We start from the raw sequence: 25,850 nt of genomic DNA, 5'->3' as shown, positions 1-25,850 counted from the left end.
TGTTCTCCTCTCTATATTCAATGAATTTGTATTTGAGTTATTTTTTTGTTGTTATCACGTCCTGTTCTTTTACTGACTGTTGCTTCAAAATCTGCTTGTGTCGGTCTGTCAGTTTCGCATGGTCGAGAATGTCTTTTACAACCTGCGTCTGGTTGATTTCATCAAGTTTAATCGCAACCTTTAAGGTCGGGGCAACTTGATGAGATAGCCAGTTCAGCGTCCTTTGGAAGGAGTAAGGCTCTGGTTTTGTGGTTAGTTTTAATCGTTCACGATTGTTCCCAATAAACCAAGCCCATTCTTCATTCAGTTTCCAATCAGAACGAGGTTTGGAATCGTCTTTATCTACAAAACGGATATACCGATTGATAATTTTAAAGGCGGTATGCTCTGGATTGTCATAGACGAGTAAATCACGGACTGCATAATAGGCACGCTCATTTTTCAATCGAATCTCAAAACGGTTTTTTACTTCTGCGTCTTCAATGGGAATATCATTTTTCTTGTACTGCTCGTAGTCCTTTTCATAGATACAGAAATAAACTTCACTTTGTAATGAACCGATATAGAGGGTGTTTCCCATACATTCCTTTTCCTCTTTGCGTACCAGTTCGCCACTGCGATAGCTTTTAAAACTGCGGAAGACGGAGATACATTCTTCCTGTTGGCACTTTTCAGTGAGTACAGGGATATTTAAAATCCCTGTCTTATCGTTAATGGCAAGGTCAAGGCGTTTCATCACACCGCCAGCCACCAAAACGTCCATAAAGAACTCATACCAGCTTCTTTGTTGTGCCAGAAGATAGCTTTCAAATTGTCTGCACCCACGACCTTTCAATTCCACCAGAACTCCTTTGTCCAGTTCATGGGAGCAAAGGACGAATATGTCGCCTAAAGCATAATGCTCTGAATAAGAATAGAAACCATAGTCCTCATGAAGAAAATAGGACAGTTTCAGTTGTAAGATGTTTTCGACCACCTGCTGTACGTCTGTTGTCGGAAAGCGAATTCTTACATAATCAAACAGCATTTCAAGGGGAGCGTCGGGATTGAAGCGTTCCAGAGCTTCCCAAAGGGACTGCTGTAAATCCTCTGATGGCTTGACTTTTCCTGTTTCAATATCGCTTAGATACTGCCTTGTAATACCAGTCGCAACAGCTAAACGGTTTTGAGATAGTCCATAAGCCAAGCGTTTTTCTTTTAAATGCTGTAACCAAGTTTGTTCATTCAGTAAAAATCCCTCCAATCAAAAAGGCGTATGTCAACTTTTAAAGCCCATTTGACATACGCTGAAATTTTGTAAATCCCTTGTAACCAAAGGATTTTCTAATGTTTTTTTGACTGTTTCCTGTCGATTTGTACCCCCCTGTTAGAAATAGTGGGAAAATATGAAAAAAAGCCCTTTAAAATGAGGCTTTTTGAGGTGTATTTCCTTTTTTGGTAGCTAATTTGGTAGCCAAAGAGATTTAGTCGATAAAATCACTTGATATCAGATTGAGTTTATCTGTTAATTCGGAATCAGCGTTTGGGTATAAATGACTATAAATGCTAAGTGTAGTTTTGACATCAGAATGACCTAATCGTCTTTGAATATATAGAGCATTTACATTATATTCATTAATAAGTAATGACGCATGGGAGTGTCTTAAACCTTTTGGTTGAATGTATTTAACTCCTGCTCGTTTAGAATATTTTAGAATCTGGTCTCTAATACTACGTTTACGATATGGATTTCCATCAAGTGATAGAATGAATGGTATCTTGTCAACTTTTGCTTGTCGTTCTTTCCATTCTTTAAGTACGTTTAGAGTATTATCATCAAGGCCAATGGTTCGTCTGGAGCTTTCAGTTTTTAGTTTGTTACGCCGAACCCAATTTTCACGGTTTATATACTGTAAGTTGTGATTGATTGCTAGAGTTTTCTTTTCAAAATCTACATCTTCCCAATAAAGAGCAGTCGCCTCATTTACACGCATTCCTGTAAAATAATAAAGCCAAAAAAGCGTATAAACAAAGTGCTCAAAATAACTCTTTTTATCAAGACATTGTATTACTTTTTGGAACTCGTCTTTTGTCCAAAAATCTATATGTTTTTTTATGATTGGAATTGGACTGATATTACTTGTGGGAATTTCATGAAAAATCAATCCATATTTTTTTGCAGTTTTCAAAACTTGATTAAGCAAAGTCATCTTGTTTCTTGCATATGAATTTGAATATCTCTCTAATAAACCGTTTCTATAATTAATCACATCATAAGTAGTAATTTCTCTAGGTTTTTTCTTACCAAAGTATTGAATAAATTCATCGAATATAACTTGACGTCTGTGTTCGAGATCCGGACTTGTTGTAGCGTAATAATTTGGCATAAAAACTTCTTCCATAAACTGCTTAAAAGTCCATTGAGTATGCTTAATTCCTCCTTTTTGTTGTACCTTGTTCAATGCTCTTGTACGTGCTTCAAAGGCTTCTTTTGCGGTTTGAAAACCACGTCTACGTTCTTGATAAGGTTTACCAGTAGCTAGGTCAACTCCAGCTTTAAAATAATAAGTATATTTGCCAGTCTTATCATCTTTCGTAACACCGGTATATCTAGTTTTTGACATGGAGTTCCTCCAATCCAAGTATCTCTGCTACAACTGATACTGGAACAGTTCCAAGTCCTTTATTGTTATAGAAATCGAAACCACGCTCGACCATAATATGTTTTGCTTGCCGTAAAATATTATAAGCAGTCCATTTTGAAAAACCTAAGTCCATAATTTCTTGTACTGTCATAGTTAATTTATCGTTCATAAATCAATTTCTCCTTTACTAGTAAGTTCTAGGAATTCTCCTATTAATTGTTTGAGTTCATTATTTAATCGTGGGGTTTGTTCTTTAAGTGCATCTTGTAGCTCTAAAGAAAATGAGCTACTATCAAATGCTTTTAAATGTTTTCTAAGCCTAGTCTTTTTAACTCTAATAGTGTTAGGTTTCAGATAGGGGAATAATTCGGGTAAGAGTGCAGGTTCATGGAGAAAGATATAAGCAAATGCTTTGCTATCATCTGGAACACTTGAAAGACTAAAAAAGCTAAAATTCTCCAATCGTTTAGAAATCTCTGAAATGGTTTCTTCGTTTATAGCCTTTGTCCGAAGTTGGAACTCTAACCGCCACCAAAAGGGCTTGCTTTCTATTTTTAATTTATCATCTCTTTTGTGACTTAATACCTCTATATTCTTATCGTACAAACGTACTTGAACGTTGCTACCACTTGCACCCCAGTATTTACTTTCTATATTTCCCCCTCTACCGTAGAATATTTTATGACTAACCCCTCCTTTGATATGTTGTAAAAAAACTATTTCTGGCCTATTAAAGATATCAAAAGCAAGATCTAATCGTGACAGTCTAATTTCTAATCGATTTAATCGAGCGTAATTCATAATCTGCCTCCACACTTGTAACCCCTCAAATTCTTTTAGTGAGTTTGGGTTGAAGTCTAGGCGTATGACTTGATAACCACCATAATCCGATAGTTGAAAGAAAATTAGATTTATACTATCTTCGTTTATCATTTTATAAAGAGTAAAATAGTCTTCTCTTAGATTTTCTTGAATACTAAATTCTTGAATTATATTATCGAGTGATTTTCGTAATTCACGAAATATTCGTCTAAGTGATTGGTTCTCACTATCAAAGATTACTGTTAATCTGTCAATGCTGATATAAATAGATTTTTCTAGTTTTGATAAATCTACTTGACTTTGATATTCTCGTAGAGATTGAATGGTATTTTTCAACTGTAACGCCTCCTTTCTATACTTAAAATCTGCGTAATTCGTTGCTACTATTGATTTTTGCCAATGACTCGTTACTTAGGACGTTGTCTTAAGTGTATCGGTTTGCTGGCTGTTAGAAACGCCAGCTTTTAAATTGAAGGTTGGAAGTACTTCATGCTTCGGGCGCTTTGCCTTCGGCCTGCGCCCTCGCACTTGCCTCCCAACCTTCAATTTAATTGGTTTAAAAAATAGCTAAAGTACTTGTCTAGAAAAGTCGAGAGCAGTTCAAGTGCTCGAAGCTCAATTTCTTCACTTCTAATATCTTCAAATTCATTATCATTTACTTGAATATATTCTTCTAAACTAGGCGAATAAAAAGAATGAGTATTGTTCATTTTATTGATTGGAAATACCAATTGTATAGATGTCATAACATCCTCAATCTAGCCATATTTCGCTTCTTATGGACTATTTATTACCATTTTGGTATAATTGTATTGGTTTAAAACGAAAGCCTCAGAACGCTTTGCAGAGCTTTCTGGGGTGTTTTTGCATACTCATAAAGTTAACTAGTATCACTTATTTTGTATGCTTTGTTTTTATATAACCATTTTGGATATATAAGCATAATACAACCATTTTGGTTATAAGTCAATAGAAAAACGAAAGGGATTTTAAAATGTTAAAAGACAATATAAAAAAAGCCCGACTAGAAGCAGGACTTACTCAATTAGAAGTTGCTGAAAAGTTAGGTGTAGCTCAAGCCCAGTACGCTAGGTGGGAAAACGGAGGGAGAAATCCGAAAGATGAAACAGTAGAAAAATTAGCTGAAATATTTGGTACATCTTTTGAGATTTTAAAAGGACGTGATGACGGACTAGAAGAAATTGTTAGTTTATTGAGAGAGTATGAATTGACAGAAACAGATAAAAACAAAATTATTAACACTTTAAAGGATTTATTAAATAAATCAAAATAATGTGGTAGTTGGGGAGCACAAAGTGAATAATAGCCGGGAACAAAAAAAGCAAGCTAAAGCATTTATTAAATGCTGGGAAAATAGAGGAAACGAGAGGCAAGATATCTTCCAGCTTTGAGGCGTCAGACCATTTTTGTCGGATAAGTTCGATATTACAAAGCACAAGAATTATAAGTTACTTGAAGATTTTGATAAAAAGAATGTGTTTGATATTGAAGACTATATCAAGAGAAAAGGCAAAGTTAAGCTTAATAGAAATACAGTAATTACAAGATTGTAATATTTTTCTGTTTAGCTTTATGTGACAGGAGTAAATTTGGTATAATAGAACAAATTAGAATTTTGTTAGGAGGTGAGTCTAATTGAAAGAATATATTTTGAGTTTAGAAAAAGAAATACTCAAATCTGAATTTGAGGGGGTGTTTTTATGTCAACAATTAAAATTGAAAACCTTACTTTCTCATATTATGGCTATGTAAAACCTGTATTTGAAAATGTATCATTTTCATTTGATACGAACTGGAAAACAGGACTAATAGGAAGAAACGGAATTGGGAAATCAACACTATTTAAGCTGCTTCTAAACCAAGAAGTTTATAAGGGGAAAATCAGCAAAAGTGTTGACTTTATTAAATTCCCACCCAATTTAAGTGATACTTCAAAATTAGGGATTGAGTTATATAGAGAACTAATATCAGATGAGGAAGAATGGAAATTATTTAGAGAACTTCATTTGCTAAAGGTAGATGAGAGTCTTATTTACAGAAAGTTTGAAACGCTTTCTAAAGGAGAACAAACAAAAATCCTTTTAGCTATTTTGTTTACAAGAGAAGATGGTTTTTTACTTATAGATGAACCAACAAACCATTTAGATATGGACGGAAGAAAAATTGTCAGTGAATATCTGAAAAATAAAAAAGGTTTTTTGCTTATATCACATGATAGAGATTTTTTAGATGGTTGTATCAATCATATTATTTCTATTAACAGGAATTCTATTGATGTCCAATCAGGAAATTTTACATCGTGGTATGAAAATAAATTGATGAAAGACCAATTTGAGATTAGTCAAAATGAGAAATTAAGAAAAGATATTAAACGATTAAAAGAAGCTGCAAGACAAAGTCAAATTTGGTCTGATAAAGTTGAAAATACTAAAAACGGCGTGAAAGTATCAGGTGTAAAACCAGACAAGGGGCATATAGGTCATCAGTCAGCTAAGATGATGAAAAAATCTAAGAATTTGGAGAATAGACAAAATAAGGCAATAGAAGAAAAACAGAATTTACTAAAAGATATTGAAACAAAGGAAAGTCTATTATTGCATCCGTTACATCACCACAAAAATCCTCTAATATCAGTTTGCGATTTATCATCATATTATGGAAAAAAGCAGATATTAAGTAATATAAGTTTTGATATAAAGCAAGGTGATATAGTGGCTATATATGGGGGTAATGGTAGCGGAAAATCAACCTTGATTAAAATTTTATTAGGTCTAAATCACGAGTATTCAGGTGATGTAAAATTAGCAAGTAATTTAAAAATATCATATGTTCCTCAAGATACATCCAATTTAACAGGTAGCCTAAACGAGTATATTCATAAGCAAGGTGTTGATGAAACATTGTGCAAAACAATTCTTAGAAAATTAGATTTTGCAAGAGAATTATTTGAAATAGATATGAAGAACTATAGCGATGGACAAAAAAAGAAAGTTTTAATTGCTGTAAGTTTGTCAAAGCCAGCTCATATATTTATTTGGGACGAACCACTGAATTATTTAGATGTAATATCAAGAATACAGATTGAGGAAATTATAAAAGAAGCAAATCCTACACTCATATTTGTGGAACACGATAAGAGGTTTGTAGAAGATATAGCGAATAAAATAATACGATTATAAACTAAATAATATCTTTTAGTTTGTCGAGGTAAACCTTTTTAACAATAACCTTATGCTATTGTTAAAAAGATTGAAACTCAGTAATAATGTATATTACTAAAAATCATATTAAAAATAATTCAAATTTATTGGTAGCCTTTTGGTAGCTAAACAGACAAAAGTTAATATCTTCATAAAAAAAATACAGTTAGAGAATGTTGATTTATCAGCATTCTTTTTTATTTCAAATAGTTTCTCGGAATTAGATACGGGGGGTTAAGTGCTGGCGTGGCTATTGCCACACCAGCCAGCAAGATCAGTCCACACCTGCGACTTCCGCTTCGCACGTCGCCTGCGTGGACTGTCTGCTGTTGGATAACTTTTTAATTTCCTCCAAGAAATCATATCCTTTTGGTACAAGGGGAGTATAAAACTCTGATATGACACTTGTTCCTACATCAACATAGCCACGACCTTTGATTCGCTTTAAGAAGAAATCCTTTTGTACGTCACTGCCAAACATCATGCCATAGCCCATTTCAGACATACGACCTAAAGCCACTCTGAAATTAAACTGATCACGGATTCCGTCGCCTAAATATTTTGCGTCTGGACGTTGACAAGCCAGTATTAGAAAGAAGCCAGCTTGACGACCTAACATGACAATCTGTTTCAGCTTATTCATAACTGCGGTGTTTTCTTTTGTTCCCAGCATTTCCATGAAAGCGACGTATTCATCAAAGATTAAGAAGTGTGCCGGGAGACCTAAGTAAGCATAATTTTTGCCAGTCTTATAGTTCTTCATCTGCTTCATTTCCTCACTACGTTTCATCATTTCTTCATAGAATGTTTCAATGCAAGAAAGCAAGTCTTCTTTTCTATAGTAGACATTTGCCATCACAGAACCTAAGTCCGCAAGATCAGCATTTTTCGGGTCAAGAATATACAGTTTTGAATCTGTATGAAGCAAGGCTTCAATCAGTGTCAGTATAAAGTAAGTTTTACCGCCACCTGTACCACCAGCAATCAACATATGAGGGAGCTTATCATATTCCCACCATACGTTTTTCATTAAGCGAAGTTTACCATCTTTAGCTTCTACTTCATCAATAGAAATACGACTGGCTATGGTGTCATAGAGCAAAGTATATTCCACATAGGAATCCTTTAACTCTTTATCCGTCAGCTCACAGTACAAGCCACTCTCTAATTTCTTTTCCAAGTGTAAGAGTTGGTCTTGATATTTTCCCAGCGTGATTTCCACCCGTATCTGTATCAAGCCATTTTTAAGTCGATAATACATTTTAGGGAAGTAGGTTATCTTTTCCTTTGTACGACCAGCACTATCTTTAAAGAAACCCTCTGTTTTGACCTGTTCAGATTCATACCACTTGTTTTCAAGTATCATCTTTGCCAGTTTTTGACGGTGGTAAAGTTGTTTAACCGTATCATAGCGAACCCGTTTGAATACAAACGCTACCAGCAAGCAGATAAGAATTGCGACACTGAAACTGATAATTAAATAGGGAATGTCAATCTTATCTGCTTGTGATAGGTTAAAATCCTGCCAGTTGATCTGCTGGATTGTCTTCACATGAAACAGTCCGACAACCAGCAGGAAAACAGGCAGGAGTGACGCTATCGTAAAATGAAAGACTAAATCTTTACCAGATGGGCGAATCCTTTTACCACGCTGTTTCATGCGAAAAAGTCTCCTTTCTACCTAGCGACTATTTGTCTTGTGTCGGTTCTTTCTTTGCTTGTGGTTGAGCTTTGAATGAACTAGAATCCTTTGTCAGCACAATATCGTCTGCCTTGATATACCAGTCAACATCTGCTCCTTGATAGGTGGCAGTAGCAACGGTGTCCGCAATGGGATTGATAAGTTCCACCCGTGCGTTATAATCAAACTCTTTCAAAGGCACGCTGGCAGGAATACTTACTTGAATCATGCGTCCTTGTCCTTTGGATTTTAAGTCATAGGTACGTTCCTTGATTTCATCTGAAACCGACCCGTCTTCATTTTGGATTCTCACTTCACGACGTAGAGCAGAGAATTTCAATTCTCCAAAAGTCGTGTCTTTATCTAATACAATGCCATTTGCTAATCTCATCATTTTTCCTCTCTTTCTTTATTCTTTTATCATGTCGTCAGCATGTAAAAGGTAATTTGTAAAACCACGAGTGCCGATTTTGTAGCCCTCTGCGGTAATACGTGGATTGACTAACTTCACACGTTCCTCAAAGCCGAAATGTTTTTCGCCAGCTTCAGCAGGAAGCACCACCACAATATCATCTGCTCTTTGAACATCAGAATAGAGATTATAGCTTCTTGATAAGACAGTTAGCCGTCCGTTGATTCTTCGCTGAACGACTTTATCCTCGCCAGCAAATTCTAAATTGCCGAATGTTTTTTCCATGTTGGGAATCACAAATTTAAGTTCCATATTTTTACCTATCCTTTCTTTTTTATTGGCTGAATGAATGTTTGATGGTCTTAAAGAGTGGGGAACGACCTTTTGATTCTTGATTTTTTGTTTTCATAAGTTCACTTCCTTTCAAAATCGGGTAAAAAAATAGACACCTCATTTTTTGAAGTGTCTACCTATTAAATATTCAAATTTTATTGGAAGTATCTTTATATCTTCACTTTTCAAGGATAAATCGTCGTATCAAAGCTCATTCATAAGTAGTAAATTAGTAGTAAATTGAGTGGTTTTGACCTTGATAAAGTGTGATAAGTCCAGTTTTTATGCGGATAACTAGATTTTTATGCTATTTTTAACTTTAAAAAATTTCATAAAAATGGTCACAAAAGGCGATAGGAGAAAAACTATCGTCTTTTTCTTTATAAAGGGGATTGTCAAGTGGAGTGTGTAAGTAGGAAATTAATTTTCTACTGTTTACAAATAAACACTATATGCTTTAAAGCATTTTGCATATCTTCTACACTTTCAGGCTGGTAAGTATCAATAATGGATTGGGCTAACTCCACAGTGTATTTTACGCTCCCTTATAAAGTATTAGATGAGGAAATGAAGTATTAGTTTTATTTTTCTAACTTTTATAAATGTTAAATTCTCACGACAGATGTGATATATTTTGCTATTTTTTCAGGACTTTCAGTAAAATTATTATCTATCCAATTTAAAATGATACTTTCAATTGTTGAGATATAAATATCAAGAGCGAAAGAATATGGAATTTGATATGCTGTTTCGAGTTGTTTCTCTAAGTCTGGTATATCGGAATGTATAATCATTCCTTTGATATAGTCTTTAATTATGTTGTCAATATTTGGAAAAAAACAAACAAAGGACTTAATAATTTCTTTGTTTGTATACATGTAGCTAAGCATTTCCTTTAGGATTACTTCTTCATATAATAAATCATTATTTAAAATTTTTGTGATATCATCAAAGATTATTAAAATAGACTCCCTAAGGAAGTCTTCTTTTGAATTGAAATGATTATAGAAAGCTCTTCTACTAAGTTGAGCTTTTTTTGCTAAATCGCTAACTGTAATTTGTTCAAAGCTTTTCGTTTCTAATAATTCAGAGAAAGCCTTTAAAAATTTTAAATTAGTGTTATCTGAACTCTCCAACGTATTATCACCTTTATAAATCTTATCGAATGTGATTATACAATACAAATTCAAATAATAGTTCACATTTATCAAGATAATGTAAACTACTAAAACCTTTAAAAAAGTAAAATGTGAAAGATAACTTCTACTAGTTAATCTAATTTTACTTTTGAAAAGGAGAGAAATTATGCTTAGGAAGTATAAGCAAAGAAATTATGATGTCGCACATACGAAACAGCGCTTTTCGATTAAGAAATTTAAATTTGGTGCAGCATCGGTACTGGTTGGATTGACATTTCTAGGAATGGCTGGGACAACTGTTCTAGCTGATGAGACAACATCTACAGGTATTGAGCTTAAACAATCTGCATCAGCAGGGATAGTAGATGAAGTAAAACCAGCAAAATCAGAATTAGCGACAGATGCAATAGCGTCAGTAGACAAAACAACCGAATCAGAAGTCGAAGCATTGGCAGATTACACAGAAAATGTCAATACTGATGTTGGAGGTACGGTTCCTGAGTCTAGTGCCAACATAGATCCTAATAGTTCATCAAAAGATACAGATAAAGTTGCTGTTTTAGAAGAGACAGCCAGTGAAAAAAATGTAATTGTATCTCCTGCAATTACAACACGTTCTGTAGATAGTGCAGTTGAAAAAGCTAATGTTGACAAAAATAGTGTCAGCGAAGTGTCTGAAGAGCTTCAGAAGAGAGTACAAAAAGATGCGATATATAGCCCCGGAGATTCCTCAGCTAAACAAACTTATTCAGGTAAAGCTTGGATAGATAATGGTGGTAGCATTGATGGGCAAGCTTCAGATGATATTCCACTAGCTGGTGTTAAAGTTTACTTGCAGTGGGTAAACGGAAAAGGCTATGTTTCAAAAGTTTACTATACTACTACATTGGCGGATGGAACCTTTGCGTTTGACTTATCTAAATCGGAAGTTGATCCTAACGGTGAAGAACATCATTTTCAATTAGCAGGAGATGCTAATTTCGCAGTAAGAACCTGGATTGAAAATCCTGATTCTAGTAAGTATGATATTATTCAAGCAGGGGATAAGATTTATGGTTTCCATACTCGTACTAACCGTAAAAATGAATCTTGGGATTTTACTGCGGGAGTCAATAGGATTGTCAATTCTCAAGTTATTTTACAAGAAAAGAAATTAACTAAAGACTGGTTGAAGAAACCAGAAGCTGAGTCGCAAATTCCTAGTACCGCAGATGGTACATGGCATGACAGGGGAATCTATGGTAGAGTAAATGGTTTAGCTTGGTTTGATAATGGAGATTCTGCTGGGACGCTTGCTAATCAATGGATAAAAGATGGTAATGATGTTCCAGCAAATGGTGTGAAAGTAGCTGCTTCTTATTTAAATGATGAAGTAACTCGCTTACTTGATCAGTGGAAAAAAGACCATCCAGGATATACTATTGAAGACTTTAAGGCTGAACAAGAAAGAGTCTTTACAGAATACCAGGCCCAACATGGGGTTGGTTCTCATATTGCGGAGACAGTCATAACGACAGTTGATAAAAATGGAAATTACTCTATTCCTTTTAAGGGATTGTATGGTGTTAGTGCTTATAAAGCAAACAGTGGTTTAAAAGTTTCTCATACAATTACAGACGAAGAATTCGGCAAGGTTGTTAGAGATGAAGATGTAGATAATAGTAGTCTTCTTAAGTGGAATGGTACCATTGGTCAAAAACATAGACACATTAATGAGAACTACCTATATGTATCTCCTATTTTATCTAATTATAATATTTGGAGTCCGGCTTTTCCTAAAGCTATGTTTGGTAATCCGAATAATCTATTTACAAATGTAGTTGCGGGGTCTGGAACTAATATTACCAGCTTGAACTTTGCTATTTTAGCACCTCAACCAATGCTTGATATTGTTGATTATGATACTACGAATAAGGTAGCAGTCTCTGGTAATGTTACCAATTCAACAGTAGGCGGATTGTTGCCAACACGTGAATACCAAGTGCAATGGTTCAGAGATGGTGTTGCAATAGGTGAACCTCAAACTATTCAGTCAAGCGTTGAAGGAACAGCGACACCTGAGAAGTTTACAGTACCAAATGATATCACTAAGACAACAAACTTTACATTAGGTCTATTTGAACAAGGTCAAAATACAAAGAGCTTAGGTAACGCTTTAGCATTAGATTCCTTTATTGCTGTATTTATCGAGTATAAACCAGTAGATGGTGTTGTAGCTAAGGATTCTGAGCCAGCTAAACCAATCTTTAAAGACAAAGATGGCAATGATACAACGCCACCGGAAGGAACAAAATTCACAACTGTTGCAGGTCAAGTTCCAGATTCGGTTAAAACCTCTTATCCTGAGGGAGCAATGTCTGTTGACCCAAATATGGTAACGATTGACCCTACAACTGGAGTAGTTGTTGTAAAAGGGGAAGCTCTTACTAAGAAAGGCACATATGTAGTACCAGTAGAAGTAACTTATCCGGGTGGTTCCAAAGCTTATACTTTTGCTACTGTAAACGTTAAAGATGATGCAACAACAACATACACAGCGACAGGTGGAAAATTAGAAAAACCATTTGGTCAAGCACCATCAACTGATGAAATCACATCAAAAGTAACAACTGATTATCCTAAAGAAGTTAAAGACCAACCTACAATGAAGGTTAAAGAGGGTGCAGTGATTCCGGATGGTATGACCAAAGGGGAATTTAAAGTACCGGTTGTTGTCACTTATCCAGATGGAACAACAGACGAAGTTGATGTTACAGTAACCATCAAAGAATCTGAAGCGGAAAAGAATGCCCCTTCATACAAAGATACAATGGTCGTTCCAGGGAAACCAGCAGAATCAACTCCAAGCTACGGCGAAGGTAAAACAGCACCAAATGGTACAGAGTATAAGATTGATGAAAACTTTAAAGTACCAGACGGATATAAAGTTGACATTGATAAAGCTACTGGAACAGTGACTGTAACAGCTCCAGAAAAATCAGACGGTACAACAGCAGAAGAAATTGAGGTACCAGTAATTGTCACTTATCCAGATAAATCAGAAGATAAAGTAATAGCTAAATTCCAATTGGATACTGATGAAAATGGTACACCAGACGTTACTGATCCAGATGATGATGGCGATGGTATTCCAGATGTGGATGATAAAAACCCTAAAACAGCCACTAAGACAGCCGTAGCGGTTGACAATGTAATTGTTACAGAAGGTCAACCAATCGCTCCGATTCCTGTTACGGTAACAAGCGATGATAGGAATGCTAAGGTTGAAGTTTCTGGTCTTCCAGACGGTTTAACTTATGACTCAGCAACATGTCAAATCACTGGTACACCAGATAAGTTAGCAGACTGGAAAGATACTGAAGAAACACGTGACTTCCCAGTAACTGTTAAAGTGACTGATGGAACAGGTACGGTTGAAAAAACATTTACAATCACTGTTCAGCGTGATACGGATGGTGATGGTATGCCAGATGTGACAGATACGGACGATGATGGCGACGGTATTCCAGACGATACTGAAAAGATTGACGGAACAAACTCTAAAGATCCAAATTCAGCAGCTTCTGTTATCACACCACTTGATGATCAAACAGGTACTGTCGGAGAAGCCATTACACCAGTTACTGTGAAAGTTGACAAAGTGCCAACAGATGGTTCAGTTACTGTTACTGGTCTTCCAGATGGCGTTACTTACGATCCAGCAACAGGCCAAATCACTGGGATACCAACAAAAGAAGGTGAATCAACGGTTACTGTGGCTGTTCTTGGTAAAGATGGTAAACCAGTTATGGGTGTTGACGGCAAACCAGTTACAGAAGAGTTCAAGTTTACAGTTAAGAAATTAACAGACGCTGATAAGAACGAACCTAAGGCTAAAGACCAAACAGTTAACATTGGGGAAACACCTAAGGCAGAAGATTCAATTGAAAACTTGAAAGATTTACCAGATGGAACTAAAGTAGAGTTTGAAACACCAATTGATACCACAACAGCAGGTGACAAGCCAGGTAAAGTTGTCGTGACGTACCCAGATGGTTCAACAGATACTGTTGATGTGACTGTTAAAGTCGTAGATCCAAGTACAGACGCTGATAAGAACGAACCTAAGGTTAAAGACCAAACAGTTAACATTGGGGAAACACCTAAGGCAGAAGATTCAATTGAAAACTTGAAAGATTTACCAGATGGAACTAAAGTAGAGTTTGAAACACCAATTGATACCACAACAGCAGGTGACAAGCCAGGTAAAGTTGTCGTGACGTACCCAGATGGTTCAACAGATACTGTTGATGTGACTGTTAAAGTCGTAGATCCAAGTACAGACGCTGATAAGAACGAACCTAAGGCTAAAGACCAAACAGTTAACATTGGGGAAACACCTAAGGCAGAAGATTCAATTGAAAACTTGAAAGATTTACCAGATGGAACTAAAGTAGAGTTTGAAACACCAATTGATACCACAACAGCAGGTGACAAGCCAGGTAAAGTTGTCGTGACGTACCCAGATGGTTCAACAGATACTGTTGATGTGACTGTTAAAGTCGTAGATCCAAGTACAGACGCTGATAAGAACGAACCTAAGGTTAAAGACCAAACAGTTAACATTGGGGAAACACCTAAGGCAGAAGATTCAATTGAAAACTTGAAAGATTTACCAGATGGAACTAAAGTAGAGTTTGAAACACCAATTGATACCACAACAGCAGGTGACAAGCCAGGTAAAGTTGTCGTGACGTACCCAGATGGTTCAACAGATACTGTTGATGTGACTGTTAAAGTCGTAGATCCAAGTACAGACGCTGATAAGAACGAACCTAAGGCTAAAGACCAAACAGTTAACATTGGGGAAACACCTAAGGCAGAAGATTCAATTGAAAACTTGAAAGATTTACCAGATGGAACTAAATTAGAGTTTGAAACACCAATTGATACCACAACAGCAGGTGACAAGCCAGGTAAAGTTGTCGTGACGTACCCAGATGGTTCAACAGATACTGTTGATGTGACTGTTAAAGTCGTAGATCCAAGTACAGACGCTGATAAGAACGAACCTAAGGTTAAAGACCAAACAGTTAACATTGGGGAAACACCTAAGGCAGAAGATTCAATTGAAAACTTGAAAGATTTACCAGATGGAACTAAAGTAGAGTTTGAAACACCAATTGATACCACAACAGCAGGTGACAAGCCAGGTAAAGTTGTCGTGACGTACCCAGATGGTTCAACAGATACTGTTGATGTGACTGTTAAAGTCGTAGATCCAAGTACAGACGCTGATAAGAACGAACCTAAGGCTAAAGACCAAACAGTTAACATTGGGGAAACACCTAAGGCAGAAGATTCAATTGAAACTTGAAAGATTTACCAGATGGAACTAAAGTAGAGTTTGAAACACCAATTGATACCACAACAGCAGGTGACAAGCCAGGTAAAGTTGTCGTGACGTACCCAGATGGTTCAACAGATACTGTTGATGTGACTGTTAAAGTCGTAGATCCAAGTACAGACGCTGATAAGAACGAACCTAAGGCTAAAGACCAAACAGTTAACATTGGGGAAACACCTAAGGCAGAAGATTCAATTGAAAACTTGAAAGATTTACCAGATGGAACTAAAGTAGAGTTTGAAACACCAATTGATACCACAACAGCAGGTGACAAGCCAGGTAAAGTTGTCGTGACGTACCCAGATGGTTCAACAGATACTGTTGATGTGACTGTTAAAGTCGTAGATCCAAGTACAGACGCTGATAAGAACGAACCTAAGGTTAAAGACCAAACAGTTAACATTGGGGAAACACCTAAGGCAGAAGATTCAATTGAAAACTTGAAAGATTTACCAGATGGAACTAAAGTAGAGTTTGAAACACCAATTGATACCACAACAGCAGGTGACAAGCCAGGTAAAGTTGTCGTGACGTACCCAGATGGTTCAACAGATACTGTTGATGTGACTGTTAAAGTCGTAGATCCAAGTACAGACGCTGATAAGAACGAACCTAAGGCTAAAGACCAAACAGTTAACATTGGGGAAACACCTAAGGCAGAAGATTCAATTGAAAACTTGAAAGATTTACCAGATGGAACTAAAGTAGAGTTTGAAACACCAATTGATACCACAACAGCAGGTGACAAGCCAGGTAAAGTTGTCGTGACGTACCCAGATGGTTCAACAGATACTGTTGATGTGACTGTTAAAGTCGTAGATCCAAGTACAGACGCTGATAAGAACGAACCTAAGGCTAAAGACCAAACACAAGCTTTATCAAGTATCGCAAATAATAAAGATAGAGGAAATAAATTGCCTACAACAGGTGAGGATGAGAACCCATTCTTTAACATTGCTGCTTTGACAATTATAGCTTCAGTTGGTTTACTATCTATTTTAAAGAAAAAAGAGGATTAATCGTTTGACCTAAAATGTCATTAAACTTTTCGCCATTTATTGGTGTGAGCACTTTAACAAAGTTATCTCTCTCTCCAACTTAATTAACTAAAGTGTTTCAATTTTTCGAGATTAATTCTTGAAAAAGTCTATCGAGATTATGAATCTCGATAGATTTTTGATTTTGTATGTTAAACAATAAAGGGTAAGTATTCTAGAAATATTTGGTAAGCATCTAATAAGTTTAAAATATAGCAAATATTTAAAAGAATTGTTTTTATAATCTTCGTCGCGTATAATGGCACGTAGAAAGTTAATTTTGGAGGTAATTTAATGTCAGTTCAAAGTGTGCTTGAGTCCTTGATAATGATTAAAGAGTGGCAAGAGGAAACTTACAAATATTTTCATAGCCATCCCGAATTATCAATGCAAGAGAAAAATACTAGTCAATTTATTTATAAAACCTTGCTGTCTTATGGTTACCAAACTCTACGAATTGGAGGAGGCGTTGTTGGTATTTTAGAAAATGGAGATGGTCCTAAAGTACTATTTAGGGCGGATATGGATGCTCTGCCTGTAAAAGAAGAAACAGGATTGGAATATGCTTCTAAAGTAGTCATGAAAGACTTAGATGGTAAGACAGTACCTGTGATGCATGCCTGTGGTCATGATGTTCATATTGTAGCTGGCTTAGGGGCAGCTTGGGCTTTGGCTAATCATTTATCGGAGTGGCAAGGAACTTATATTGCTTTGTTTCAACCAGGTGAAGAAATAGCTGCAGGGGCTAAATCTATGATAAAAGATGGACTTTTTGAAAAGATACCTCATCCAGACTTAGCTTTATCACAACATGTTTTAACTGAACCCATTTCAGGTAAAGTAGGTACGCTAGCAGGGCCCTTTTTATCGAGTGCCACTTCATTAAAGATTACTGTGTATGGAAAAGGTGCTCATAGTTCAATGCCACATTTAAGTATTGATCCTATTATTATAGCATGTGATATTGTAATAAAACTACAAACAATAGTTTCAAGAGAAGTAAATCTATTTAAATTTGCTGTTGTATCTGTTGGTTCTTTTCAATCTGGTTTTAAAGCGAATATTATTCCTGACAAAGCAATATTATTATTGAATATTAGAGCTTACGATGAACAGATTCAAAAACAAGTAATTGATAGTATTAAACGTATTGTTAAATCAGAATGTGAAGTAGGTGGTTGCATAATTGACCCCAAAGTAGAAACTTACGATGAGTATCCCCTAACAGATAATGACCCCCAGATAACCAAGGAAGTCACGGAAGCATTTCAGAAATATTTAGGTGAGGATAGATAGGGTTTCTGCCTACCATCCAATGACTGCTTCGGAAGATTTTTCATATATTCCTAGAGCATTGGGAATCCCTTATCTTTATTGGGGATTCGGAGGTTTCACGAAAGAACAAGAGATTTATTCAAACCATAATTCTAAGTTTGCACCAGCTATTCAACCGACCTTAACAACTGGTACTGAAGCTGCAGTTGTGGCTATTTTACGGTATCTTGGCAAATAGAGAATAATTACATATTAAGTAAAAGCAAGGTATACTAAAATCTCCAAAGTCTGAATTGGCTTTGACAGTCTTTTGGATAAGTAAGTACTCGATAACAAGATATATATTCTTTCCTCTATTTCTCCATCATATTATAAGTAATAACATAAATAGAGCTTGCTCTAATGATCAAACAATCATTAAAAGCGTTTACAAAAAATGGTATAATACTCTTACTACATTCAAGTGAGGTTCAGTCATGTTCGATAAATATATTTTTGATACCTACTATGAGCAAATAGTCAAAACTGTTAAAGGATTTATTTTTAATAATAAAGATAATACTGATTTGTCTACATACATGGTGCCAGAACCGAATGGTTTTATTGAGTTTGATAATTTTGAGTTATATAAGATAAACTATGAAATTATTAATAATTGCGAATTAAATCTTGAAATCATTGTAATTGCTAATGTAATTGTTCGGCAGTATATCAAAGGTGAGATGGAGATTGATACTAAAACTAAGTTTGTGTCTGTATATGCTGAAGTAGAACTTGATTCTGGTATCAAAAACTTTCGAATTTACAATACAGAATTTAAATCAGATCAGTACAAAAAGTCCCGAAACTTAAAATTGAGTAAAGACTGGGTTCCATATATAAGGAAGAAGGACTTTGATGCTATTGCTGAAAAATTCTTAAGGAAGTACTATCCTCAAGCCCTGACTCAACCAACCCCTGTTCCAGTTGAGACAATAGTTTCTGAAATGGGACTGTCTATCCATCAAGAGAAACTAACTATAGATAATTCAGTTTTCGGGAAAATGGTTTTTAAAGATACTGATGTTGAGGTCATAGAGGATGAGCAGTTAGTTTCTGAGCATTTTAACAAAGGGAGTATCCTTGTAGATAAGGATGTTGTTTTCAAACGGAATGTAGGTTCGTATAACAATACGGTCATCCATGAATGTGTTCACTGGGAACTCCATAAAGTATTTCACGAAGTCAAGATGGTACTTGATAAAGACCACTCACAAGTTAGTAGCTGGACAGAAGAAAATTTAGCTGATTCTAGTATGTGGACGTCGCTTGACTGGATGGAGTGGCAAGCTAATGGAATTGCTCCCCGAATTCTTATGCCCAAAGTCCAAACTAGAATAAAGATTAGGGAGCTATTTCAAACTTTGACATTGGTTAATCCTGATATAAGTCGTTCTGAATTAGTGCAAGAAGTGGTAGACAACTTAGCTACTTTCTTTGAGGTATCTAGACAGGCTGCTAAAATTAGAATGATTGATTTAGGATTTAAGGAAGCAAATGGTGTATATAATTATCTTGATGATAGATATATGCATAACTTTGCTTTTGAACTTGAAGCATTTGATAAAGGAAGTAGTTATACTATTACTTCAAATGACTTGTGTTTTGAGTATTGTTTTAACGAGAGTTTTAGACAGATTATTGATAGAAATAAGTTTATTTACGTTGATAACCATCTTTGTTTAAAGGATAAGAAATTTATTTATATGACAAAAGATGGGCCAATTATGACTGACTATGCTTACGAGCACATGGATGAATGTTGTCTAATCTTTAAAGTAAAGTCTAAAAATTTCACCTCGATTTCTAATGAGACATACTATGATTATGTACTGAATAGAGGCGTAACAAAGGAAAGTGAGATTAAGGCTGACTTTGTAGATATTCTCCAGAATCCAAGTTTGATGGATCAGCTCCCTCCACTGGATATGATGAAACTCGGGAAAAAAATCTCTGAATTATTGAAAGAACTACCTTTTGAATTTTCTGGGACATTACGTAGTCATAGAAAGCGAAAAAATTGCACACAACCATTTTTGGCTAAGCTAGTCGGAATTACAGAACGAACGTTGAGAGATTATGAAACACTAGAAGATAATTTACCAAGGCTTGAGTTAACATTGTCATTTTGTTTTGCTTTAAAATTAAGACCTGAACTTAGTGACGATATGATAAAGAAAGCAGGTCATCAACTTACAATTTCTCCACCACACCAAGTATATAAAATGTTGCTATCAACAAGTTACTATAAACCCTTGGGTGAAATAAATTCAATATTACAAGCTGCAGAAATGAAAACCTTATAAACCATCACAAATTTGTGATGGTTTATTTTTTTGGTTTCAAAAAGCGGAAAGTCAGCTTCCGGTTTTGAGATTGAATTAGTATGATTTTACTACATAAAAATTCCAAAAATCTGTTGCCAAGGGCGTTTTAAGGCGGAAGTTTGGACTACCTGTTTTTGATAGAAGTAAAACTATATACTGAGAGAGTAAAGATTAATCCTACAAGTTATCGTCTCTTTAAAAATACTTTGTAATGGGGAATATTCCTACATTATTGGCTTTAACTGTGTTTTTAGGGAAAGCAGCTCAACTTATAAAGCCAGTTGACCATGATTAAGCAAAGGAATTGCTGATGTGGTCAAATACACAACTGAATATTGGTTTGTCATACTCTTTTTCTTTGCTTGCCAAAGAAACGGAGTCAAAAGCATGCCAATCAATGTCAACTTTTTCAACTACTGTCAAACTCAATCTTCATCAACTGGTGTGGAGCCATCAAAGGGTGAAGTACTAGCGCCAATGTTCGTTCAGGACTATTATATGTCCTCAGAATATTCAGGACTGATTCGTGGTACATTTCGACAATGCCGTATTATGAGTATTCCCATTCTAACAGCCTTTGTCCCTGTGGCAGAAGAGGAGTATGAACAAATGGTTTGGTGGTATAACAACTCAGTCAATGATTATCTCAAGGATTTTCGTAAACCTAAAAAGAATACTTTAGAGGTCTCCTCCTGGGAAGTCTTCACTGAAAAGCAGGATTTAGCAATTGCTGATGAAGGTATTGAACTATATCTAGTAATGGATCAACTGGACTTCTTGAAAGCTAAACTCGCAGCAACCAATTTCCAAGCACCAGAAATTTTAGATATGCTTTTTGAAGGTTATGAGAATAAAGAAATCTTCGAGTACCTAGGTGTTAAGAAATCTGCAGGCTATAAGAAAGTCAATAATGCCCAGAAAGAAGGGCTGAAACTTTACAAAGAACTCAACAAATAAAACCAAATCGCCATCTCAACTGAGGTGGCGATTTTTTGTCAGTCTTTTTGATAGAAGAGACACTCGTATCCATCAGCTCTGAGGTTAATATCAGGCATCCAGTATGGTGCTTTTCCCATCAAAGTTGCGATTTGCTCAAGATTTTGGCTCTGGTCACACTCAATGATGATTTCATCATGCACATGTCCTACAATTCTGAAGTCTTTCAGTTGTTTCATAGAGTAAGCGAGTATGTCTCGACTTATAGCTTGAATAATATTCTCGACAAATTTTGGACCATAGCTTTCAAGTCTCTCCCAACGTTTAGCAGTTCCTGTACCTTCGTAGGTGACGGACTCTCCACCAAATTGGTTTTCTCCCATTTTAGGTTTGACATAGGCGAGTTTGCGTCCAGAAGGAAGAGTAATAAATAACATCCCTTTTCTTACTTTGAATTGAATACCATGGGTTTCAGTTTGCTTTTGGTATTTTATTGCAGTCTTTACAGCTTTATCAACATCCCACCAAAAGAGTACGATGTTTGGGTTGGCTTGTCTCCACGAGTCCACAAGAGGCTGCAGCTCCTGTTCATCAAGCCCCATGTCAATAGCCCCCATGGCTTTAAGTGCCCCGACTGCTCCGCCATAGCCACAGGCCAACTCTGCAATTTTCCCTTTCTGACGCAAGTCTGCGTTACGTCCATGTTTCTCAACAGGCACTCCAAACATCTGGCTAGCTGACATACAGTAGATGTCCTTGCCTTGTTCAAAGACCATGCTTCGCCATTTTTCGCCAGCTAGGTGAGATAATACTCGCGCTTCTATGGCAGAAAAGTCACAGACGATAAACTTTTTCCCATCACTAGGTACAAAAGCAGTACGGATGAGTTGAGATAGGGTATCTTGCGTACCATAGAGGAGATCAGTTGCCTCTAAGTCACCAGTTTTGAAGAGGTCTCTAGCCTCTTTAAGGTCAGGAAGATGGTTCTGTGGGAGGTTCTGAAGTTGTACCAATCGCCCAGCCCAACGACCCGTTCGATTTGCTCCGTAGAATTGGAACATCCCTCTAGCTCGACCATCCAAACAAACACAGTTCACCATAGCTTGGTATTTAGAAACGCTAGATTTAGCCGCCTGTTGTCTTAACTTTAGGACTTTAGTTGTCTTTGCATCGACTACCTTTAATAGCTCTTTGACAGCTTTCTTATCAAGAGAATTAGTCGTTACTCCGTGTTCTCGTAGCCAGCCAATCATTTGAAGAACAGAGTTGGGATTTTCAAGCCCAGTAAGTTCTTTAAGTTCCTCTTGAATTTTAGATTTGCTTTCCTCGTCAATGGTAATAGCTGCTTTGACAAAGTCTACATCAATACCAATCCCACTATCATTGATATTTTGGTCTTGATGATACTCTTCCCAAAGAAAGTCAGGAACAGGGTGGTTACGGAGTTTATTTTTGATGGCTAACTCAACCTCAACGTCACGCTTGTTGTAGTTGATAAAGGCTGCCCACTTATCAGGTGCGTGATGAGGGAAGTTTCGTTTTCGTCCACCATTAATTTTGGTAGGTTTGTAGGGCAGGCAGAAGTAACGAATCACATCCCCGCCTTCTTTTAACTTCTGTTCTTTGAGTTTTAGAACTGTTCCGACTCCTTCAAGGGAGAGTGGAAGTCCAAGATATGCTGACCAAACTATGCTACAACGCCATGAGTTTGGAGACAGAAAGCCCTCGGACAATAATTTTGGATGATGTTTCTTTAGCCAGTTAGACAGACAGATGCGTTCAAATGAGGCATTAAAAGCCCACTTAATAATGGAGTCATTCACCAATGCTTGTAGGATTTGATCAGGAAGATTTTCTTTAGTTAGGTCATAAACTGTTACTGGACCATTGTCAACAGAGACTGCTAAGAGAAGGATTTCAAAAGAATCATCTTCTGCGTAGCTATAAACACCAGACTTTCTCAAATCTACCTCACAGTAGGTCTCTAAGTCGATGGATAGTTCTTTTATTAGCATAGCTTGTCCTTTCATAAAAAGGTGGCAGGAGTGGCTGCCACCGGAGGTGTTATCGGCTACGATGTAGCGGTGTTGTGTTGTTGCTATGATGTTTCTTTTCAGCCTTACGTTCTTTTTCACGACGAATATCATCACGGATGGTCATGTAGTTGAGGTACAGACCAAAGAATAGGTAAATGCCAATAAGTGAGTAAAAGAAAATTGTTTCAAACATATTTAGTCCTCCGTTCTTAGTTCAAGAAATCATCATCGTCATCAGTCGCAAAGTCGTCTTCAGCACGAGTACGTCCACCAAGTGGCTCTCCATCACGGAGTTTTTGCAAGTTATTCAAACCACAGGCGATACCCTTGTTACCGTTAGAGTTGAAGGCATAGAAGGAAATAGACGCACGGCCATAGATACCTGAGTAGAGTTCAGAAGTATCTATAATCTCTTGTCGATTAGCGTCCACAACCCCAGGCTTATGTGGTGAGTTGGCATTGACGAAGTAGGCATTGCGATAAGCTTCATCATCAGGACGCTCTAAGTCTCCATCACGAAGTGGAGTTTTAAGGATAGAAAGTGCTGGGACAGATTTTCCATTACCTTTGAGTTTGGACTCGCCTTCCTTGTAGGCAAGCTCAATGGCTGCTTTGATTTTATCGACAGTTTCAATATCATCCTTTGGAATGATAAGAGAGACGCTGTACTTTGGCGTGCTTCCGTTGATGGACTTAGGTTCATTGGCATTCAAGTAGCTGAAGCGTGTGTTTTTACCAGTGATTACTTTTGTAGTTTGTACTTTAGTTGTCATACGTTTAATCCTCTTTAAATTCATTAGTAGCTAGGTTCAATTCTTGACGACTGTCGTCAAGAGGAACGAGTGTTGGTTTACCGCTTTGTTTTACAATCAGACCACCAAGCAGGTCGTTAAAGGTTTTCTTGCCAAGGAGTTTAGTCATGGCAGTGATAGTTAGGAGTTTCTTTTCGTAAGGATCAAAGCCAGCATCCATCACAGCTTGACTGACGGCAGCTTCGTCTGAAAACTTACGAACTGAGCGTCCCTCTACTAATTTGTAGCCTGGAATGGAGTGTCCCTCAGTAGCTTCTTTCAAAGCATAGGCTTTGACATCGTTTGCCCATGAAACCAGTAAGTCCAGTTTAGGCAAAATCTCTGCAATATCCTCATAGTCTAGAGTAGCAGGATCCGCAAACTCCATCTTGGCAAGTGCTAAATTATCCTCCGCACGTTTGCGACAGACATTCTTAATCTTGCAGAACTGGCAGTGTTTACCAGATTTCAGTTCTCCCTCGCCTTTAAAGGCAAGTTCAGCTTTAGGTGAGAGCTGGTCTTCCGCCCATTCAAGCAGTTCAGCCTTATCCATTTCAAAGGTAGAGATATTGTTCTTCCGTGGTTGAAAGATAGTCATGGTGACATTATCAAAATCATAGATTCCATCGAACATCTCAAGAGCACCTAGGGCATAGCACATCATTTGTGGGTTGTGGTCGGCATCGACCAGAATGCCCAAACCGTGCTTGTAGTCGATCACTTGAAGAAGTCCATCTGCCACAATCAGACAGTCGCCAGTACCGAACCCTTCAGGTACCCATTTGGAGAAGTCCAAACGTTGCTCGATAAGTACTGTTGGGTCATGAGAGTAGTCTTTAGCTTTCTCGACCTGTTCCATGACGTAGTTGCGATATTCCTCGGCACAATTTTGCATCTCTTCATTGTAGAAGGACAGATCCTCAGTTGGATCACGCGCCTTTCTGCCTAGTGCCTTCTCAACAAGGTAAGCACAGAGCTCGTGAGCGTCAGTTCCCTCAAGGGCAAATTCAGAAGTAACATCTGGCATGTCCTCGGTTAAGCGAACAGAAGGCGGACAGTTGAGCCAGCGATGGGATGCGGAAGCAGATAGGACAGCATGGTTAGTCATGGCCAATTCCTCCAGCTTCTTCAAGAACCGCTGCGTAGTGCTCAGTTGCTAAGGCTGATAGGGATTCTGCACCATATTTATTGAGAAGAGCACGAACTTCGTTCTTGTAGCCATCTTTGGCTTTTGTCGCAAGGACGGAACGAACGTCTTCGAGTTTGAGTTCCTTTTGTGGTTTATGTTTTGGTTCTTTTGAAGTTGTTGTAGTTTCTTCCTCAGTAGAGAGGATCTTCTTGAACTCATCTACTAAGCGAAGATAGTATTTGGCTGTGCCTTCCATTTCATTAATCAGTTCATTCAGTTGTTTCATTTTGCTCATGTTGTCTTTCCTCCGTAATTTTCCGAGCGAGTAGTTTTGAGATAACGCTGATGGCTATGAGGGTATCAGCCACATCATCATCAGGTTCGATGTATGGTTCGTTTGCCATATTGGGTCCTCCTATCTTACTAAGTAAGGTTTTGAGTGGATTTTCCACTTTGGAAGAGATTTTTTAATTTTTTATCTCTTACACCATACTAAGTAGGGTTGAGATAAATTTTTCCGCCTGATAAGAAAAAATTTGCTCATCAAAAAAAGTTTCCTGTGCATTTAATAGGAAACTTTTATTTTTTTAGAAAAAATTTTCTGTTAGTGCGGAAAATCCTGTCGGATTCTTACTTAGTAAGTTAGGAAGAGTAATTCCTAA

The 25,850-nt window shown here is 36.9% G+C and carries 22 protein-coding genes and 2 pseudogenes; 8 read left to right on the top strand and 16 right to left on the bottom strand.

The features are described 5' to 3' along the window. Window positions 1-37: 37 nt before the first annotated feature. The 6 genes from mobT to EGX70_RS04570 all read right to left on the bottom strand — a co-directional run bounded on the left by mobT (window position 38) and on the right by EGX70_RS04570 (window position 4,192). Window positions 38-1,243: a MobT family relaxase gene (gene mobT, locus EGX70_RS04595; RefSeq protein ID WP_000398284.1), complete on the bottom strand. Its 1,206-nt coding sequence runs from the start codon at window positions 1,241-1,243 to the stop codon at window positions 38-40. Window positions 1,244-1,265: 22 nt separating this feature from the next. Beyond that, a complete protein-coding gene (locus EGX70_RS04590; protein WP_079261586.1) occupies window positions 1,266-1,385 on the bottom strand; it encodes a conjugal transfer protein in 120 nt (39 codons plus the stop codon). 78 nt (window positions 1,386-1,463) lie between these two features. After that, window positions 1,464-2,603 carry a site-specific integrase gene (locus EGX70_RS04585; protein WP_000047856.1) on the bottom strand — a complete coding sequence of 380 codons (1,140 nt, stop codon included), beginning with the start codon at window positions 2,601-2,603 and terminating at the stop codon, window positions 1,464-1,466. After that, window positions 2,590-2,793 (bottom strand): DUF3173 family protein, encoded by a 204-nt coding sequence (locus tag EGX70_RS04580; protein ID WP_000998327.1) that lies wholly within the window; start codon window positions 2,791-2,793, stop codon window positions 2,590-2,592. The genes EGX70_RS04585 and EGX70_RS04580 overlap by 14 nt, the downstream gene beginning before the upstream one ends. Then, window positions 2,790-3,782, bottom strand: coding sequence for a hypothetical protein (locus EGX70_RS04575; protein ID WP_000799122.1), 993 nt, complete (start codon window positions 3,780-3,782; stop codon window positions 2,790-2,792). The genes EGX70_RS04580 and EGX70_RS04575 overlap by 4 nt, the downstream gene beginning before the upstream one ends. Before the next feature lie 206 nt (window positions 3,783-3,988). Beyond that, window positions 3,989-4,192, bottom strand: a complete 204-nt coding sequence (locus EGX70_RS04570) for a hypothetical protein (protein WP_075227094.1) — start codon at window positions 4,190-4,192, stop codon at window positions 3,989-3,991. Between the two features lie 248 nt (window positions 4,193-4,440). On the opposite strand from EGX70_RS04570, the gene EGX70_RS04565 reads away from it, so the two are divergent. From EGX70_RS04565 to lsa(C), 3 genes and pseudogenes are all read left to right on the top strand, one after another. Further along, window positions 4,441-4,740, top strand: a complete 300-nt coding sequence (locus EGX70_RS04565) for a helix-turn-helix transcriptional regulator (RefSeq protein ID WP_075227095.1) — start codon at window positions 4,441-4,443, stop codon at window positions 4,738-4,740. A 103-nt stretch (window positions 4,741-4,843) separates the two neighbouring features. After that, window positions 4,844-5,020, top strand: a pseudogene (locus EGX70_RS04560) (conjugal transfer protein); the annotation flags it as partial. A 147-nt stretch (window positions 5,021-5,167) separates the two neighbouring features. Next, complete coding sequence (gene lsa(C) / locus EGX70_RS04555) at window positions 5,168-6,646, top strand: ABC-F type ribosomal protection protein Lsa(C) (RefSeq protein ID WP_075227096.1); 1,479 nt, start codon at window positions 5,168-5,170, stop codon at window positions 6,644-6,646. A 295-nt stretch (window positions 6,647-6,941) separates the two neighbouring features. Here lsa(C) and EGX70_RS04545 read toward each other — a convergent pair whose 3' ends face one another. From EGX70_RS04545 to EGX70_RS04525, 4 genes are all read right to left on the bottom strand, one after another. Next, window positions 6,942-8,327: an FtsK/SpoIIIE domain-containing protein gene (locus tag EGX70_RS04545; protein WP_000813488.1), complete on the bottom strand. Its 1,386-nt coding sequence runs from the start codon at window positions 8,325-8,327 to the stop codon at window positions 6,942-6,944. Window positions 8,328-8,355: 28 nt separating this feature from the next. Next, window positions 8,356-8,742: a YdcP family protein gene (locus EGX70_RS04540; protein WP_000985015.1), complete on the bottom strand. Its 387-nt coding sequence runs from the start codon at window positions 8,740-8,742 to the stop codon at window positions 8,356-8,358. Window positions 8,743-8,757: 15 nt separating this feature from the next. Beyond that, a complete protein-coding gene (locus EGX70_RS04535) occupies window positions 8,758-9,072 on the bottom strand; it encodes a YdcP family protein (protein WP_000420682.1) in 315 nt (104 codons plus the stop codon). Window positions 9,073-9,698: 626 nt separating this feature from the next. Continuing rightward, window positions 9,699-10,229 carry a TetR/AcrR family transcriptional regulator gene (locus EGX70_RS04525; RefSeq protein WP_000445922.1) on the bottom strand — a complete coding sequence of 177 codons (531 nt, stop codon included), beginning with the start codon at window positions 10,227-10,229 and terminating at the stop codon, window positions 9,699-9,701. A 169-nt stretch (window positions 10,230-10,398) separates the two neighbouring features. On the opposite strand from EGX70_RS04525, the gene EGX70_RS11095 reads away from it, so the two are divergent. From EGX70_RS11095 to EGX70_RS04500, 5 genes and pseudogenes are all read left to right on the top strand, one after another. Beyond that, a complete protein-coding gene (locus EGX70_RS11095) occupies window positions 10,399-15,588 on the top strand; it encodes a Rib/alpha-like domain-containing protein (RefSeq protein ID WP_301182247.1) in 5,190 nt (1,729 codons plus the stop codon). Then, complete coding sequence (locus EGX70_RS11265; protein WP_301182246.1) at window positions 15,585-16,637, top strand: Rib/alpha-like domain-containing protein; 1,053 nt, start codon at window positions 15,585-15,587, stop codon at window positions 16,635-16,637. Before EGX70_RS11095 ends, EGX70_RS11265 begins: the two co-directional genes overlap by 4 nt. Window positions 16,638-16,949: 312 nt before the next feature. After that, window positions 16,950-18,168, top strand: a pseudogene (locus EGX70_RS04510) (amidohydrolase). 238 nt (window positions 18,169-18,406) lie between these two features. Then, window positions 18,407-20,275 (top strand): ImmA/IrrE family metallo-endopeptidase, encoded by a 1,869-nt coding sequence (locus EGX70_RS04505; protein WP_000459852.1) that lies wholly within the window; start codon window positions 18,407-18,409, stop codon window positions 20,273-20,275. 408 nt (window positions 20,276-20,683) lie between these two features. Next, entirely contained in the window at window positions 20,684-21,253 is a 570-nt protein-coding gene (locus tag EGX70_RS04500) for a hypothetical protein (protein WP_001122250.1), read from the top strand. A gap of 38 nt (window positions 21,254-21,291) precedes the next feature. On the opposite strand, the gene EGX70_RS04495 is transcribed toward EGX70_RS04500, so the two are convergent. The 6 genes from EGX70_RS04495 to EGX70_RS11260 are packed head-to-tail and all read right to left on the bottom strand — an operon-like array spanning window position 21,292 to window position 25,592. Then, the gene (locus tag EGX70_RS04495; protein ID WP_000905644.1) at window positions 21,292-23,247 is read right to left on the bottom strand and encodes a DNA polymerase; all 1,956 of its coding nucleotides are present in this window, start codon (window positions 23,245-23,247) and stop codon (window positions 21,292-21,294) included. A 49-nt stretch (window positions 23,248-23,296) separates the two neighbouring features. Continuing rightward, the gene (locus EGX70_RS11065) at window positions 23,297-23,461 is read right to left on the bottom strand and encodes a hypothetical protein (RefSeq protein ID WP_000464240.1); all 165 of its coding nucleotides are present in this window, start codon (window positions 23,459-23,461) and stop codon (window positions 23,297-23,299) included. Between the two features lie 16 nt (window positions 23,462-23,477). Next, window positions 23,478-24,041: a DUF2815 family protein gene (locus EGX70_RS04490; protein ID WP_000208946.1), complete on the bottom strand. Its 564-nt coding sequence runs from the start codon at window positions 24,039-24,041 to the stop codon at window positions 23,478-23,480. Window positions 24,042-24,045: 4 nt separating this feature from the next. Continuing rightward, window positions 24,046-25,167 carry a DUF2800 domain-containing protein gene (locus EGX70_RS04485; protein WP_001868547.1) on the bottom strand — a complete coding sequence of 374 codons (1,122 nt, stop codon included), beginning with the start codon at window positions 25,165-25,167 and terminating at the stop codon, window positions 24,046-24,048. Then, on the bottom strand, window positions 25,160-25,483 hold the full coding sequence (locus EGX70_RS04480) for a hypothetical protein (protein ID WP_000041407.1): 324 nt from the start codon (window positions 25,481-25,483) through the stop codon (window positions 25,160-25,162). Before EGX70_RS04480 ends, EGX70_RS04485 begins: the two co-directional genes overlap by 8 nt. Beyond that, window positions 25,458-25,592, bottom strand: coding sequence for a hypothetical protein (locus EGX70_RS11260; protein ID WP_001262782.1), 135 nt, complete (start codon window positions 25,590-25,592; stop codon window positions 25,458-25,460). Before EGX70_RS11260 ends, EGX70_RS04480 begins: the two co-directional genes overlap by 26 nt. Window positions 25,593-25,850 lie beyond the last annotated feature (258 nt).

Source organism: Streptococcus sp. FDAARGOS_522 (assembly GCF_003812445.1).
GTDB lineage: Bacteria > Bacillota > Bacilli > Lactobacillales > Streptococcaceae > Streptococcus > Streptococcus agalactiae.
This window is presented reverse-complemented; position numbering and strand designations above follow the sequence as displayed.